The organism is Lysobacter antibioticus (assembly GCF_001442535.1).
Taxonomy (GTDB): domain Bacteria; phylum Pseudomonadota; class Gammaproteobacteria; order Xanthomonadales; family Xanthomonadaceae; genus Lysobacter; species Lysobacter antibioticus.
Map to the genome: position 1 here is coordinate 3650181 of NZ_CP013141.1, position 14715 is coordinate 3664895.

Annotated in this window: 10 protein-coding genes; 3 read left to right on the forward strand and 7 right to left on the reverse strand. The window is 67.0% G+C overall.

Annotated elements, in window-relative coordinates:
- Window positions 1–609: 609 nt before the first annotated feature.
- Genes GLA29479_RS14755 through GLA29479_RS14765 form a run of 3 tightly spaced genes read right to left on the reverse strand, consistent with a single transcriptional unit; the run spans window position 610 to window position 5700 of the window.
- Window positions 610–3411: an AAA family ATPase gene (locus tag GLA29479_RS14755; protein ID WP_057972053.1), complete on the reverse strand. Its 2802-nt coding sequence runs from the start codon at window positions 3409–3411 to the stop codon at window positions 610–612.
- The gene (locus GLA29479_RS14760) at window positions 3404–4390 is read right to left on the reverse strand and encodes a hypothetical protein (protein ID WP_144436534.1); all 987 of its coding nucleotides are present in this window, start codon (window positions 4388–4390) and stop codon (window positions 3404–3406) included. Before GLA29479_RS14760 ends, GLA29479_RS14755 begins: the two co-directional genes overlap by 8 nt.
- Complete coding sequence (locus GLA29479_RS14765) at window positions 4387–5700, reverse strand: hypothetical protein (protein WP_144436535.1); 1314 nt, start codon at window positions 5698–5700, stop codon at window positions 4387–4389. The genes GLA29479_RS14760 and GLA29479_RS14765 overlap by 4 nt, the downstream gene beginning before the upstream one ends.
- A 319-nt stretch (window positions 5701–6019) precedes the next feature.
- Between GLA29479_RS14765 and GLA29479_RS14770 the strand changes: the two genes are divergently transcribed.
- From GLA29479_RS14770 to GLA29479_RS14780, 3 genes are all read left to right on the forward strand, one after another.
- The gene (locus tag GLA29479_RS14770; RefSeq protein WP_057972055.1) at window positions 6020–8068 is read left to right on the forward strand and encodes an NADPH-dependent 2,4-dienoyl-CoA reductase; all 2049 of its coding nucleotides are present in this window, start codon (window positions 6020–6022) and stop codon (window positions 8066–8068) included.
- Window positions 8069–8768: 700 nt separating this feature from the next.
- Window positions 8769–9266, forward strand: a complete 498-nt coding sequence (locus GLA29479_RS14775; RefSeq protein WP_051885222.1) for a cell wall hydrolase — start codon at window positions 8769–8771, stop codon at window positions 9264–9266.
- 162 nt (window positions 9267–9428) lie between these two features.
- On the forward strand, window positions 9429–10040 hold the full coding sequence (locus GLA29479_RS14780) for a glutathione S-transferase N-terminal domain-containing protein (RefSeq protein ID WP_057972056.1): 612 nt from the start codon (window positions 9429–9431) through the stop codon (window positions 10038–10040).
- A gap of 288 nt (window positions 10041–10328) precedes the next feature.
- On the opposite strand, the gene GLA29479_RS14785 is transcribed toward GLA29479_RS14780, so the two are convergent.
- From GLA29479_RS14785 to GLA29479_RS14800, 4 genes are all read right to left on the reverse strand, one after another.
- On the reverse strand, window positions 10329–10844 hold the full coding sequence (locus tag GLA29479_RS14785; protein ID WP_057918880.1) for a hypothetical protein: 516 nt from the start codon (window positions 10842–10844) through the stop codon (window positions 10329–10331).
- A 292-nt stretch (window positions 10845–11136) separates the two neighbouring features.
- Window positions 11137–12288 carry a bifunctional 2-methylcitrate synthase/citrate synthase gene (gene prpC / locus GLA29479_RS14790; protein WP_057972057.1) on the reverse strand — a complete coding sequence of 384 codons (1152 nt, stop codon included), beginning with the start codon at window positions 12286–12288 and terminating at the stop codon, window positions 11137–11139.
- A 239-nt stretch (window positions 12289–12527) separates the two neighbouring features.
- On the reverse strand, window positions 12528–13415 hold the full coding sequence (gene prpB, locus GLA29479_RS14795; RefSeq protein WP_057918882.1) for a methylisocitrate lyase: 888 nt from the start codon (window positions 13413–13415) through the stop codon (window positions 12528–12530).
- A 131-nt stretch (window positions 13416–13546) separates the two neighbouring features.
- Entirely contained in the window at window positions 13547–14599 is a 1053-nt protein-coding gene (locus GLA29479_RS14800; RefSeq protein WP_057972058.1) for a suppressor of fused domain protein, read from the reverse strand.
- Between the last annotated feature and the right edge of the window lie 116 nt (window positions 14600–14715).

Genomic DNA, 14715 nt, shown 5'->3' on the forward strand with positions numbered 1-14715 from the left:
TATTGCGGTGAAGGGAATCCGACGCGGGAACCGGTTCGGTCCGGTCCGGCGAAAAACAGCGGGCAATAAAAAAGCACCCTTGCGGGTGCTCTGTTCTGGTGTGGCTTCGATCGGTCGATTACATCGACCCGGAACCGAAGACCACAGGAGGCAGGCGCACCCGGCCCGCGCTCTCGCGCTGGGCTTGCAGCGATATCAGTAGCGGGAACGACTTCATGGATGCGGTGCGACTGCGGTTTTGGGTGTGCATAGAGTAAGGCCGGCGCGGCGGGAGTCAATCGGGTCCAGCCCGGAATCCGTGGGATTTATCGTTCCACCTGATGCACAAAGGCGGAGCGTGTTAGCGGTCAACCGAGGATTCGTGGGCGTGCGAACCGTTTCTCCCCATTGAGGCTCAGCGGGCGCACAAACTTCTGCCCCCTTTGCAGAGGGGGCGAGCGCCCGGCGCGGGCTTCGTTGCTGACTGACGTTCGCAGAGCGGGGGGATTTGCTTTGGGCTTTGGCTGTAGCAAGAGCGAAAGCAAATTCCCCTGCCCCCCTTTGTCAAAGGAGGGAACTGCAGGAACTGGTGAGAGGTGTAACGGAACGAGGCGGCACGCCGCCTCGCGATTACGCCGCCTTGTCTTCGAGCTTGCGCTTGAGCACGGCCACGGCTTCGGCCCAAGGATTACCGCCGCGACGCTTGCTGGTCGCCAACACCAGGTCCGAGGGCTCGAACACGTTGAGGTTATGGGTGATCGGCGTGGTCAGGATGTACTGCGCATCGGTGGCGCGCAGGAAGCGCCCGACTTTCTCGATGTTGAACACGTCCAAGTGGGCGAAGGGTTCGTCGATGAAGACGAAGCCGCCCGGCTGGTCTTCGTCGCGCAACAAAGCCACCAACAGCAACAAGGACTTCATCACCTGCTGTCCGCCCGAGGCTTCGCCGTCGTCGAGGCCGATCCAGCCCTTACGGTCGAAATCGAAGCGCACCGACAGGCCGGCCTGGGCCAGAGCGACGTCGTCGTTGGCCAGTTCGGGCATGTCGGCGTCGACGCCGATGCCGGCGAGCTCGCCGAGCGCGGCGAGGTTCTTCTTGTAGCGGCGCACGGTGGCGCGCAAGACGTTGATGTAGGCGCCGCGTGCTTCCTGGGTCAGGCGCTTGGCGCGTTCCAGATGCGATTCGCGACGGCCGATGGAGTTCTCCAGTTCGCCGTGATCGGCGGCGATCTTGTCGCGCAGCGGGATGCAGGACTCGTCGTCGACGAAACCGCCGCGGGCGAGACGGTCGTCCATGCGCTCGATCTCGCGACGCACCGCCGAAGCGCTTTCGTATTCCTCGCGGGCGGCGGCGAGCGCGACGGCGCTGCGCCAGGCCTCCGGCATCATCGCGCGCTTGCGGCGGTAGTCGAGGATGCGCTGGATCAGGCTCTGGCGTTCGCCGTTGATCTGTTGCGCGCGTTCGCGCAGCTCGCGGGCGAGCGCGTCGATCTGGCCCTGACGCTTGGCCGCGGCGATGCCTTCGGCCTTGTCCTGCTCGGCGGCTTCGTCGATCTTGGCGCGCGCTTGCGCCAGTGCTGCGGCGGCTTCGGCGGCCGCTTCGGCCAGACCGGGCAGCCGCGCTTGCGCATCGGCGAATTCGGCCGCACGGGTGACCAGTTCCTGCGCGGCGTCGAGCCCCATCAGGCGCGATTGCTCGGCGTCGACGCGCTGGCTCAGTTCCTGCAGCTCGGCTTCGCGCGCCTGGGTGCGCTGGGTGATCGCGGCGAGTTCGGCGCGCAACTCGGCCAGGTGCGACTGGCGTGCGCCGGTGCCGAAGTGGTGTTGGGTGCCGCCGATATGGCGGCCGCCGCGGCTTTCGCGCAGATAGCCCTTCTGGGTGATCCAGTCCTGCCCGGCCGGCAGGCGCGAGCCGTGTTCGATGTCGGTGACGCGGCGGATGCGGTCGAGCTGGCGCGGCAACCACGCCGGCGGATCGGCCGAGAAGCGCACGACTTCGAGCAAGGTGCCGGCGCCGGCCTTCGGCACCGGCGCGCGTTCGGCGACGATGAAGTGGCGGTACTGCTGGCTTTCGCCGAGCTTCCAGGCGACGCGGGCGTCCTTGGGGTTCTCCAGCACCAGCAGATGCCGGTACGGCGCGAGTACGGCCTCGATCGCGACCGACCATTGCGGGTCGGTGATCTCGACCAGTTCGGTCAGCACATGGTGCTTGATGCCGGCCTGGTCGAGGCCGGCGCGGAAATCTCGCTCGAACGGCTCGACGACGCGGCCGCCGCCGCTGAGGGCGGCGATCTGCGCGGAAATCTCGCCGCTGCGCTTGCGGTCGCGCTCGGCTTCGAGCTTGAGTTCGGCTTGGCGGCGACGGCCGCTCTCGACGCTGGCGCTAAGCGCTTCGACGTCGATAGCGCCGCGCTGCGCCTGCAGCTTGGCCAGCTCATCGCGACGCTTGACCAGCATCTCGGCGTCGCGCGCGGCATCGCGGGCCTGGGTGAAGGCCTGTTCGCTGGCCGTCACCTGGCGGCGCGCTTCGCGCATCGCTTCCTGCAGCACGTCGCGGCCGGTCGCGGCGACGGCGTCCTGCGCGCGCATCTCTTCCAGCACCCGCTCGCGTTCGCGCAAAGCGCGGCGCAGACCGGTCAGGCGCGGCTTGGCGCCGTCGATCACGGCGCGCTGATCGGCCAGTTCGACCTTCGGCGCGATTTCGCTTTCCAGGCGCTGGCGCTGATTGCGCAGGGCGTTGCCTTCCTCGAACGAACGCACGTCGGCCTTGGCCGATTCCAGGCGCAGATGCAGGCCGGCCAGGTCCTGGCCGAGCTGCTGCAGTTCCTTCTCGACGTCGAACTGCTCGGTGCGGGCGCGCTGGTAGTCATCGAGCACGGCCTTGTCTTCGAACACGTCGAAGATCAGCTGCAGCAGTTCGCGCGGCGAGTACTGGCAAAGCTTGTCGGTCGCGCCCTGTTCGAGGGTCAACACGCGGCAGATCGCGCGGGTCAGGCCGGCACCGGCCAGACGCACGCGGTAGTCGCGCACGCCCAGCCATTCGCCGCCTTGCTCCAGGGTCTCCACCGGCGTGTCGCCGGCGACGATCTGGTAGTCGCGGCTCCAGTCGCCGCCGCGCTTGCGGATGCGGCAGGCCAGGGTGACCACGTCGTCCTTGATCGGGAAGAACGGCCGGCCGCCGCGCCGGTCGGGGCGATTGCTGACCACCGCGCGCAACCAGGCATACGGCTTGCCGTTGTGGCGCAGATAAGTCTTGTAGTCGCGCGCAGTGTCGCGATCCTCGATCGCGAGCAGGGTGCGCAGCGCATCGAGCAAGGTGGTCTTGCCCGAACCGTTGGGGCCGACCACGGTGACGATGGACGCATCCAGCGGCAGTTGGAAGCGCTGCCAATAGTCCCAGTGCACGACTTCGAGCGAGCGGAATTCAAACATCGGCCGCGGCCTCCTCGTCGTGCTTCAGTTCGGTGGAAGTAGCCGCTTCGTCGTCGCTGTCGACTGCGTCGGCCGCTTCGTCGCTTGCGGCAGCCTCTGCATCCGCATCGGCATCGGCATCTGCATCTGCATCTGCATCGACGCCATCGGCTTCATCCGTCGCGACCTCCGGCAACGGTTCCGCAGCGTCGGCGTCTGGCGCCATCGCGGATTCGTATTCGGCGTTCGCCTCGGCATAGGTATCGAGGTCGGAATAGATGCCGGCCTCGATGTCGGCCAGCAAGGCCGCATCGGCCTCGGCTTCGGCCGCGCTCTCGCCTTCGGGTTCGGCGCTCTCGGCGCTGTAGTGGCGCGCTTCGGCGACGACGAAAGACAAGGCACCGTTCATGACCCGGCCGGCGATGCGTTCGTAATCCAGTGCCAAATCCAGCAACGGCCCCTCATGGATACGCTCCTTGCGGCGGACGATGAACCCCTGCCGGGCCAGCGAACCCAGGTTGAACTGGATGCGGGTCTTGCCGCCGAGCTTCTCGCCGAAGTCGGCGAGCAAGGTGCGCTCGTTGATCGGTTCGACCACTTCGGCGCCGACCGGAATCGGCTTGAGCTCGGCGAACATCTGCTCCTGGTCCTGATCGCGGTCGGCCTGTTGGCGCGCGATCTGGCGCTGACGCTTGGGCAGCACCAACAGCGCCCACAACACCACCAACAGCGCGACGGCGTCGCGGTCGAGTTGCAGATTGGTCGAGGACCAGGCCTTGGCGCTGCCGAACACCGCCGATTCCTGCGGACGGGCGATGCCCACGGCGATGTTGGCGGCGTAAGGATGTTCGAGCAGGCGCAGGCCGGCCGCGGCGAGGCGGCGGTCGAGGTCGTTGCGCTGTTCGGCGTCGGTCAGCAGTTCGCGGACCGCTGCGTCGTCGCGCGGCAGCCAACGCTCGGCGATCAGGCGCGCGATCAAAGAGGCGATGGGATCGTTCATCGGGTGTCTGCGGTGTCCTTGGTCGCTTTGGCGCGCTTGCCCGAGGGCGCGGCGCCGCGCCCGGAGGCGGTCTTGTGCTTGGGTTTGGCCTCGGCCTTGCGTTCGTCCTGGGACGCTTCGCCGCCGTCGGGGGTTTCGTGCTTCGCCGCGCGTTTGCGCGGCGCGCGCGCGGCCAGTCGCATTTCCTCGCTGACCGCTTCGAGGCGGCCGCGGCTCATGTAGGCCACGCCGGCACGATCGACGATTTCGAATTCCGGCTCGACCCGCCACGACAGCGGCAGCCGCGCCATCGAGGCGCTGACGCCGTTGCGGTTCTCCGCGCCGGGATCGCCGATCAGGCCGAGCAAGGACAAGCGATAGGCGCTGATCGAGAAGCTGTCCTGCGGCACCACGTCGATCAATTCGGAAGCATCGCCGGTCAGCGACATCAACTCGTCCAGCCAACGCTCGGCGAACTGGAAGTCGGTGGCCGCGGCTGGCGAAGCGTCGGTGTCGGGCGCGGCCTGCGCCGGCGGCAGGGATTGGTCTTCGCGCGCTTCGCGTTCGCGTTCGACCAGTTCGTACTCGGCGACGTCGAGCGCGATCGGCGCCAGCATGAAGGCCGGAATCGCCGAACGCGCGAGCACGTCGTCGGCATGCGCGGCGAGCGCCTCGATGTCGAGCCCGCGCAAATAGCGGTTGACGTCCGAGGACGACAGACCGCTCGCGCCCAGGTGCACGCGATGACGGTCGAGCTGGCTCAGCGCGCGCTGGAACACCGAGGCCTGGCGCAGCATCGCGCTCTGGGCGCGGCCGATCTGCTGGGCGACGCGATGGGTGTGGCTGTCGAGTTCGACGTCCGAGGAAATCTCCTCGACGATCTCGGTGCCCTTCTCGATCCAGCGCCAGGCCGATTGCAAGGTGCCGGCGGCGCGCTGGATGCGGTGTTCGGAACCGCTGAGCACCGCTTGGTCGAAGTCCTCGCGCAATTCGTTGAGGCGCGACAACAAATGTTGCAGATCGTCCGAACGCACCCGGCCGACCGCCTGGCCGGCGGCGATCTGGGCGGTGACGTAGGCCAGTTCGTCGCCTTCGCGGTTGAACTGCAGCAGCAGGCCGATCGAGGCCAGCGCCTGGCGCCCGACCGGGCTGATCCGGTAGCGCTGGGTTTCGCCGTCCCACAGCAACAGGTCGTTCTCGCGCAGGCGGCCGATCACGGTGTCGAACTTGACCGGGTCGAGGTAGCCGAAGTGTTCGCGCAACTCCTGCGGCGTCCAGTCCGGGGCCTGGCCGCGCTCGCCGATGGCGCGCAGCACCAGCAGCCGCACCATCACCGACTCTTCGCCGCCGTGGAACAAGGTGGAGAACGCGCGCAGCAGATCGCGCGCGCCCAGCAGCGGCTACAGGTCGGGCAGATCGGCGGCGACGATGTCGGCGCGCAGGTAATCCTGGAGGCTGTGGTCTGGGGCGACGTCCATGGACTCGGGACTACGGAAGGTCGGGCATGTTCGGCGATGGGTCCGGTCCGTGACAACCGTTGCAATCCGCCGCGTTCGGTGCCTGTCCTCGCGCGGCTTTGACGGGGACCTTGAATTAGCACGGCTTTCCCGGCATCGTGCACAATCCATACGCCAGCGTATCCAGCCCAGCATGTCCACGGCCGCCAGCAACTCCGCCCCGCATCCGCTCTATCCGCAGCTGTTCGCACCGCTGGACCTGGGCTTCTGCACCCTGCCCAACCGCGTGCTGATGGGCTCGATGCATACCGGCCTGGAAGACAAGGCCGCCGACTTCCCCAAGCTGGCGGCCTATTTCGGCGAACGCGCGGCCGGCGGGGTCGGCCTGATCGTCACCGGCGGCTTCGCCCCGAACATCGTCGGCTGGCTCAAGCCCTTCGGCGGCAAGCTCAGCTGGCCCTGGGAAACCGCCAAGCACCGCCAGGTGACCCGCGCCGTGCACGAGCACGGCGGGCGCATCTGCATGCAGATCCTGCACGCCGGGCGCTACGGCTATCACCCGCTGCAGGTGGCGCCGAGCAAGCTCAAGGCACCGATCAACCCCTTCACCCCGCGCGCGCTGTCGGCCGGCGGCGTCGAACGCCAGATCAAGGCCTTCGTGCGCACCGCCAGGCTCGCCCGCGAAGCCGGCTACGACGGCGTCGAGGTGATGGGCTCGGAAGGCTATCTGCTCAACCAGTTCACCGTGCCGCGCACCAACAAGCGCAAGGACGCCTGGGGCGGCGACACCGCCCAGCGCATCCGTTTCTGCGTCGAGATCGTGCGCCGCATCCGCGAGGCCTGCGGGCCGGACTTCATCATCATCTACCGCCTGTCGATGATCGACCTGGTCGACGAAGGCTCGAGCTGGGCCGACGTGGTGGTGCAGGCCAAGGCCATCGAAGCCGCCGGCGCCACCCTGATCAACACCGGCATCGGCTGGCACGAAGCGCGGGTGCCGACCATCGCCACCTCGGTGCCGCGCGGCGCCTTCACCGGCATCACCGCGCGCCTCAAGCCCGAGGTCGGCCTGCCGCTGATCACCACCAACCGCATCAACATGCCCGACGTGGCCGAGCGCATCCTCGCCGCGGGCGAGGCCGACATGGTGTCGATGGCGCGGCCGCTGCTCGCCGATTCGCACTGGGTGGCGAAGGCGCGCGCGCAGCGCAGCGCCGACATCAACACCTGCATCGGCTGCAACCAGGCCTGCCTGGACCACGTGTTCCAGAACAAGCACGCCAGCTGCCTGGTCAATCCGCGCGCCTGCGCCGAGACCGAGCTGAACTACCTGCCGACCCGCGCGCCCAAGCGCATCGCCGTGGTCGGCGCCGGCCCGGCCGGGCTGGCCTGCGCCACGGTCGCGGCCGAACGCGGCCATCGCGTGACCTTGTTCGACGCCGCCGACGAAATCGGCGGCCAGTTCAACCTGGCCAAGAAGATTCCCGGCAAGGAAGAGTTCCACGAAACCCTGCGCTACTTCGGCGGCAAGATCGAGCAGACCGGGGTCGAGCTGCGCCTGGGCACGCGCGCCGACGCGGCCGCGCTGGCCGGTTTCGACGAGGTCGTGCTGGCCACCGGCATCGCTCCGCGCCAGGTGAATTTCCCCGGCGCCGATCACCCCAAGGTCTGTTCCTATCTCGACGTGCTCAAGGGCCACGTAGTGCCGGGCAAGCGCGTGGCGATCATCGGCGCCGGCGGCATCGGCTTCGACGTCGCCGAGTACCTGGTCCACGAAGGTCATTCGGTCAGCCTCGACCCGGCGCGCTGGCGCGCCGAATGGGGCGTCGACCTGAGCTACGGCGACAACCGCGGCGGCCTGGTCGAAGCGCGGCCGGAACCGCCGGCACGCGAGGTCTGGCTGCTGCAGCGCAGCCCGGGCAAGCCCGGCGCGAAGCTCGGCAAGACCACCGGCTGGATCCACCGCGCCACCCTCAAGGCCAAGCAGGTGCGCATGATCGGCGGGGTCGAATACATCGGCGTCGACGACGACGGCTTCCGCATCCGCGTAGACGGCAGCGAGCAATTGCTGCCGGTCGACCAGGTGGTGATCTGCGCCGGCCAGGAACCGTTCAAGCCGCTCGCCGCGGCGCTCGCCGACAACGGCAAGCCGGTGCACGTAATCGGCGGCGCCGACGTCGCCGCCGAACTCGACGCCAAACGCGCGATCGACCAAGGTAGCCGGCTTGCGGCTGCCTTGTAACGACATGCAGCAGCCGGCTTGCGGCTGCCTTATGACGACACGCAGCAGCCGGCTTGCGGCTGCGCTGCGATGACTACTCGCAGCCGCCGAGTCGGCGCAGCGCTGCAGGCATACATATATATGTCTGCGGCGTAACGATTCGCGGCCGCAGCCGGCTCGATGCAGGCCAGGAACGCTCGCCTTGATGGCCACGCGGCACCCCAGGTGTCGTGGTCGGAGCTTGCGCCACTCCCACCCCTGGGGTCCGGAGTGGCCGGACAGTCCCGAATCCAGCCGATTCCCGAGTCCACCTGGGCCCGGAGACGCCAAATCCACGCTGCCGGCTCCGTCGACCAGGCTGGCTCAACGAGGACTGAGACGGGCCGGGCACGGTTCGTGCCGGGCTGAAGCCCAATGAAACCAAGGGTCTAGGCCCTATTCAGAATAAAAACTCCAACTAATTTAGAAACTTAGAAATTGTCGTTCAGGGTTTGTTTGGCAAGCCGTCGCTACCTTGCGCCAACTTTTCCGCCACCCCTGCAGAGGTGGCATCCCACACCGCCCGCGTCGGACAAGACACGGTTCCCGGTGACGGGGCAAAGCGCGCCGTAGAGCCGCCGCCCTCCCCAGTACGCCATGCGGCCTCACCGCTGTCGCCATCTCCCGATTCATGGAGATGGAAGACGGAGTGCGGCCAGCGCAACGGAGCAAGGAGTCAACGATGAAACTGGCCTGGATCCTGTGGTTGGCCTCTGTATTGCCGCCACAAACCGCCGATTCGCTGTGTTTGAGCACCACCGTGTACCTGGAAGCCCGCGATCAGTCCCTGCGCGGCCAGCAAGCCGTCGCCGAGGTCGCCCTGCGCCGTCGCGACAGCGGCCTGTGGGGCACGACGGTCTGCCAGGTGGTCACCGCCAACAAGCAGTTCGCCCCGAGCCTGGTCTCGCCGGGCACCCGTCTGAACAACAGCGAGGCCTGGACCGAGTCGGTCAACGTCGCCTTGGCCGCCGAACGCAACTGGGCCCTGCCGGCCGGTCAGCGCAAGGAAATCGTGCCGGGCGCGAGCCACTTCGCCGCCCTCGCGATCGCCAGCCCGTCCTGGCGCAACGCCTATCAGGTCGCGACCATCGGCGATCACACCTTCTACAAGGTGCAGAAGCTCAAGCCGCGCCGCGTCGTCGCCGAGGCCGAGCTGCCCAAAGGCGTCAGCAAAGGCTGATGCCTCATAAGGGCTGAAGCATCAGCAAAGGCTGATGCCGCGTTCATGGCATCCGCATAGCGCCGATGTCGTAACGCTCCGTTGCAGTCTCCTCCTTGAGGATACGAAGCAGGTCGGTGATAGTCGCCGACCTGTTTTTTTCTTTCCATGGAGGCGTTAAGCATGAAGCTCTACAGCAAGCCCGGTGCGTGTTCGACGGCCGACCATATCGCCCTGCAATGGACCGGCGGCGCGTTCGAAGTCGAAGTGATGGACAAGGACTCGATCAAGGCGCCCGCCTTCCTCGCCATCAATCCGGCCGGCGCAGTGCCGGCGGTGGTCGACGGCGACTTCGTGCTGACTCAGAACGCCGCGATCATGGGCTACATCGCCGACACCTTTCCGCAGGCGCAGCTGACCGGCGACGGCAGCGCGCAGCAGCACGCCGAAGCCGCGCGTTGGCTGGCCTTCGTGAACTCCGACGTGCACCCGGCGTTCCTGCCTATCTTCGCGCCCGGCAGGTTCCATCCCGACCCCGCCCAGGCCGATACGATGCGCCAGCACGCGCGCGAGCGTTTGCGCAGCCTGTATGCGAGCGCCGACCAGCGCCTGGCCGATCGCGAATGGATCGCCGGCTTCCGCAGCTACGCCGATCCCTATCTCTACATCACCCTGCGCTGGGCCGACTCGGTCAAGGTCGACTTGTCCGGCTACGAGCATCTGGCCGCGTTCAAGCGCCGCATGGAAGCCGACGCCGGCGTGCAGGCGGCGTTGAAGGCCGAAGGCCTGCTCTAAAGAGGTCTGCTGCATGCATTGCAGAACGACGCATCGATGGATGCGTCGTTCTAGTGCGAACGCAACAACAGCATCGGGTTTGTAGGAGCGGCGACATCGCTTTTGGGTAGGAGCGGCGCGAGCCGCGACAGACGAAGCGGTGCGGCCTCAACTCAAGATAGAACGCACAGGAACAAGGCATCGGCGCGCGGTCTGCAGCGATACGCACGAGCCGATATCGTCATCGATCGAAAGATCGCGGTCGCGGCTCGCGCCGCTCCTACCCTTTGCATCCGATGCAGGCTGCGATCAAACGCCGGCCGCGAAGCGATCTTCGATCTCGGCGGCGATGTTGTCCTTGCGCACCTTGGCCAAGGCGGCACTGAGGTCGGGCAGCAACTCGGCGAGTTCTTCGCTGTTGCCACAGCGCTCGATCTTGAGCTGCAGGAAATAACCGCGCAGCCCCAGATGCTCGCGCACGGTTTCGGTCATCAAGGTGTACAAGGTCTGGTAACGCTGCGCGGCATCGGCCGGCGAAACCGGCGGCGGCACCACCGCGGCGAAGGCGATGCCGGGCGTCGGCGCATGCGCGGTCATCGTCGCGGCCACGGCCGCCGACGAGGCGATCAGCCCCATCCTTTCCAATTGCTCCAACGCATCGGTCGGGCCGTGCAGGCTCGCAATCAGATCGCGCAGGTGGCGCACGCTGCGATCGCCGTCGACGATCAGCAGGATCGAACGCAAGACCGGCGGCAATTTGCGCGAGCGGTTCTGGATTTCGTCTCGACCGTCGTTGGTCTTAACCGGCATATCGCTGTCGCGCATGGTGTTCCCCGTGTTGAATCCCGTCGCACGACGGATGTCCGAGGCCGGAGGCGCGGCGTCTGCTCCCCAAGCCGTGCGCGTATGCGCGCGGCCGCGCCGTTGTCCTCCCGGCTGGTCCGGGACTATGCCATGTCGCACCATGACGTTTCTGTGTCCTATTCGACGTTAGTCGTATGCAGCAATCGCTACGCTGGGCGCCGCGAGCGCAAACGCAAAAGGCCAGGCACGAAGCCTGGCCTTTTGCGTGGCCGTCCTGCGTTTATGCCGCCGGCGCGAAGCCGGCGGCGCGCGCTCAGCGCTGCTCGATCGGCACGTAGGCGCGGTCTTCCGGGCCGGTGTAGTTCGCGCTCGGGCGGATGATCTTGCCGTCCTCGCGCTGCTCGATCACGTGCGCGCTCCAACCGGTGGTGCGCGCGATCACGAACAGCGGAGTGAACATCGGCGTCGGGATGCCCATCATGTGATAGGCCGAGGCCGAGTACCAATCCAGGTTCGGGAACATCTTCTTCAGGTCCCACATCAGGTTCTCGATGCGCTCGCTGACGTCGAACAGGGTCTGGTTGCCGCCGTCCTTGCACAGGCTGCGCGAGAGCTCCTTGATGATCGGGTTGCGCGGATCGCCGACCGTATAGACCGGGTGGCCGAAGCCGATCACGATTTCCTTGCGCTCGACGCGGGCGCGGATGTCGGCCTCGGCCGCATCGGCGTCGCCGTAGCGCGAGATGATGTCCATCGCAACTTCGTTGGCGCCGCCGTGCTTCGGGCCGCGCAGCGCGCCGATCGCGCCGGTGATGCACGAATGCAGGTCCGAACCGGTGCCGGCGATGACGCGCGCGGTGAAGGTCGAGGCGTTGAACTCGTGCTCGGCGTACAGGATCAGCGACTTGTCCAGCGCATCGGCATGCAGCGCGCTCGGCGGCTCGCCGTGCAGCAGGTGCAGGAAGTGCGCGGCGACGCTGTCGTCGTCGGTCTCGCAGTCGATGCGGCGGCCGTTGCGGGTGAAGTGCCACCAATACAGCAGCATCGAGCCGAAGCTGGCGATCAGGCGATCGGCGATGTCGCGCGCCTCGGAGGCGACGTGGCCTTCGCGCTCGGGCAGCACGGTGCCGAGCACCGAACAACCGGTGCGCAGCACGTCCATCGGGTGCGCATTGGCCGGCACCAGTTCCAGCGCGTCGGTGACGATCGCCGGCAGCCCGCGCAGGCGCTTGAGCTTGATCTTGTAGGCCTTGAGCTGCGAGGCCGTCGGCAGCGCGCCGTGCACCAACAGGTGCGAGACTTCCTCGAAGGTCGACTTGGTCGCCAGGTCGTGGATGTCGTAGCCGCGGTAGTGCAGGTCGTTGCCGCTGCGGCCGACGGTGCACAGCTCGGTATTGCCGGCGGCGGTGCCGCTGAGGGCGACGGATTTCTTGGGCTTGGGCAGGGTCTGTTGCGTATCGCTCATGGTCCTTCCTCTAGATAGATGGTCTTCTCTTCCCTATCCCCTCTCCCGTTCGTGGGAGAGGCAAGGGTGAGGGCGCGCGACGTCCGGCTACATCGTGGCTGGAAGTTCGCTGGCCCTCATCCGGCCTGTCGGCCCCCTTCTCCCGCTTGCGGGAGAAGGGAAATCAAATACCCCTCCCGCTTGCGGGAGAAGGAAAATCAAATACTCCTCCCGCTCGCGGGAGAAGGGAGTCGGTAGTCTCAACCGTTCTTCTTGGCGAACAGCGCGTCGAGCTTGCCTTCGAAGGCGTGGTAACCGATGCGGTCGTACAGCTCTTCGCGGGTCTGCATCGTGTCGACCACGTTCTTCTGGTGGCCGTCGCGGCGGATCGTCTGGTAGACGTTCTCGGCGGCCTTGTTCATGGCCCGGAACGCCGACAGCGGATACAGCTGGATGGCGACGCCGGCCGAGGCCAGCTCGTCGCGGGTGAACAGCGGGGTCTGGCCGAATTCAGTGATGTTGGCCAGCACCGGCACCTTGACCGCATCGACGAAGCGGCGGTAAGTCGGCAGATCGTAGGCGGCCTCGGCAAAGATGCCGTCGGCGCCGGCCTCGACGCAGGCGATCGCGCGCTCGATCGCGGCGTCGACGCCGTCGACCGCGATCGCGTCGGTACGCGCGATCAGGAAGAACGCGGGATCGGTCTTGGCGTCGGCCGCGGCCTTGACCCGGTCGACCATTTCGTCGGCCGACACGATTTCCTTGCCCGGGCGGTGGCCGCAGCGCTTGGCGCCGACCTGGTCCTCGATATGGCAGCCGGCCGCGCCGGCCTTGATCAGCGACTTGACCGTGCGCTCGATGTTGAACGCGCTCGGGCCGAAGCCGGTGTCGATGTCGACCAGCAACGGCAAGTCACAGACATCGGTGATGCGGCGCACATCGATCAGCACGTCCTCGAGCGTGTTGATGCCCAGGTCCGGCAGGCCCAGCGAACCCGCGGCGACGCCGCCGCCGGACAAGTAGATCGCGCGATAACCGGCGCGCTTGGCGAGCAGCGCGTGATTGGCGTTGATCGCGCCGATCACCTGCAACGGCGATTCTTCGGCGAGCGCGGCGCGGAACTTCGCGCCAGCGGACAGTAGCGTCATCTTGGAACTCCGGATGGCCCGGGCGGGGCGATCCGGCATTTTAACCCGCCCCGCCGACCCGCCGATGACGGCCCCGTACAGTCGCCCGGGCCACGCCCGCGACAGCGGTCCCAGACCGGCTCTCAGGGGCTTCAGCCGAGCTTCGGCTCCACCCGGTCGTGGTGGCCGTGGCCTTCGCTCTTGCGCACCACCACTTCGACCGAGTCGAGCCCTTCGACCTGGTAACGCCCTTCCTGGGTGCGCAGGCAGGCCACCAGATTGCGCAAAGTCGCCTCGTTCAGGCGCAGATGCAGGGCTTCGTCGGCGACTTGCGCGCTGTTGCGCTGCGCCGGCTCGAACACGATCCGCGCCGTGGGGCCGATCAGGCTGAAGGGCTTCCCGAACGGCAGACGCAGCGGCAACAAGGCGAGCAACTCACCGACCTGGCGCGAGTCCAGGGCGATTTCGGTGATCGGCCGGCGCAGCAGGCGTTTTTGCTGGCGCCACTCCAGTTGCTCGGTATAGACCATCGCCGAACTCGAGCCTTCGTGGATGGAGCCTTCGTGCAGGCGCTCGGCGATCTGCACCTCGTCGAGCAGGGATTCGCGATCGAGCTCGGTCACCCACAGCGGCAGGTAATCGAGAAAGACCTCCAGCACCCGCAGCGTCGACCAACGCTTGAGCGCGAACTCTTCCTCGTTGGTGATGCCGACCGCCTGCAGGAACTCGACCCGGCCGTTCTCGGTCTCGATCGCCGGCAGCTCGGGATCGGGCGCGAACGCCACCGCCTGGATGCGGGTCGCGGTGTCGGCGGCGATCGGGCCGTTGGCGTTGAGGTAATGCCCGGCGTGGAACGCGTTGCCGCTCTCGAACACGTAGCGGGCGAGGTTCTGCAGGAAATCCGGCACCCAGGCCGGCGGCGCTTCGGCGTCGTCCGGGTTGGCGAGGCGGAAAGTCAGTTCGAAACCGAAACCGCTGACCTGCGGATCGTCGGAGGTCTTGCGATACAGCTCGCTGAAACCGTAGGTGATGAAGTGCCAGTGCGGCACCGGGGTGATGCGTTTGTAGGCGCGGATGCCCGCCAAGGGTTCGCTGCCGTCGCCGACCAGGGGACCGTAGTGCTTGGGCTCCTGGCGCAGATACAACCGGCTCAAGGCCCGGTCGATCGCATCCCAACCTGGCGCGCTGTCCTGTAGTGCATCCATTACGCGTTCTGCCTCGCTTTTGGCGATGAGAGCGGACGTACCCGCACACTGGGGCCGATGCTAACGCGACTGCGGAAAAAGTTCTGTCAAGAAGCCTATCGCCATCCTCCCCTGCC

Coding starts and splice junctions, on each gene's coding strand:
- GLA29479_RS14755 (WP_057972053.1), bottom strand. CDS start 3,411: ATGTTTGAATTCCGCTCGCTCGAAGTCGTGCACTGGGACTATTGGCAG.
- GLA29479_RS14760 (WP_144436534.1), bottom strand. CDS start 4,390: ATGAACGATCCCATCGCCTCTTTGATCGCGCGCCTGATCGCCGAGCGT.
- GLA29479_RS14765 (WP_144436535.1), bottom strand. CDS start 5,700: ATGGTGCGGCTGCTGGTGCTGCGCGCCATCGGCGAGCGCGGCCAGGCC.
- GLA29479_RS14770 (WP_057972055.1), top strand. CDS start 6,020: ATGTCCACGGCCGCCAGCAACTCCGCCCCGCATCCGCTCTATCCGCAG.
- GLA29479_RS14775 (WP_051885222.1), top strand. CDS start 8,769: ATGAAACTGGCCTGGATCCTGTGGTTGGCCTCTGTATTGCCGCCACAA.
- GLA29479_RS14780 (WP_057972056.1), top strand. CDS start 9,429: ATGAAGCTCTACAGCAAGCCCGGTGCGTGTTCGACGGCCGACCATATC.
- GLA29479_RS14785 (WP_057918880.1), bottom strand. CDS start 10,844: ATGCGCGACAGCGATATGCCGGTTAAGACCAACGACGGTCGAGACGAA.
- prpC (WP_057972057.1), bottom strand. CDS start 12,288: ATGAGCGATACGCAACAGACCCTGCCCAAGCCCAAGAAATCCGTCGCC.
- prpB (WP_057918882.1), bottom strand. CDS start 13,415: ATGACGCTACTGTCCGCTGGCGCGAAGTTCCGCGCCGCGCTCGCCGAA.
- GLA29479_RS14800 (WP_057972058.1), bottom strand. CDS start 14,599: ATGGATGCACTACAGGACAGCGCGCCAGGTTGGGATGCGATCGACCGG.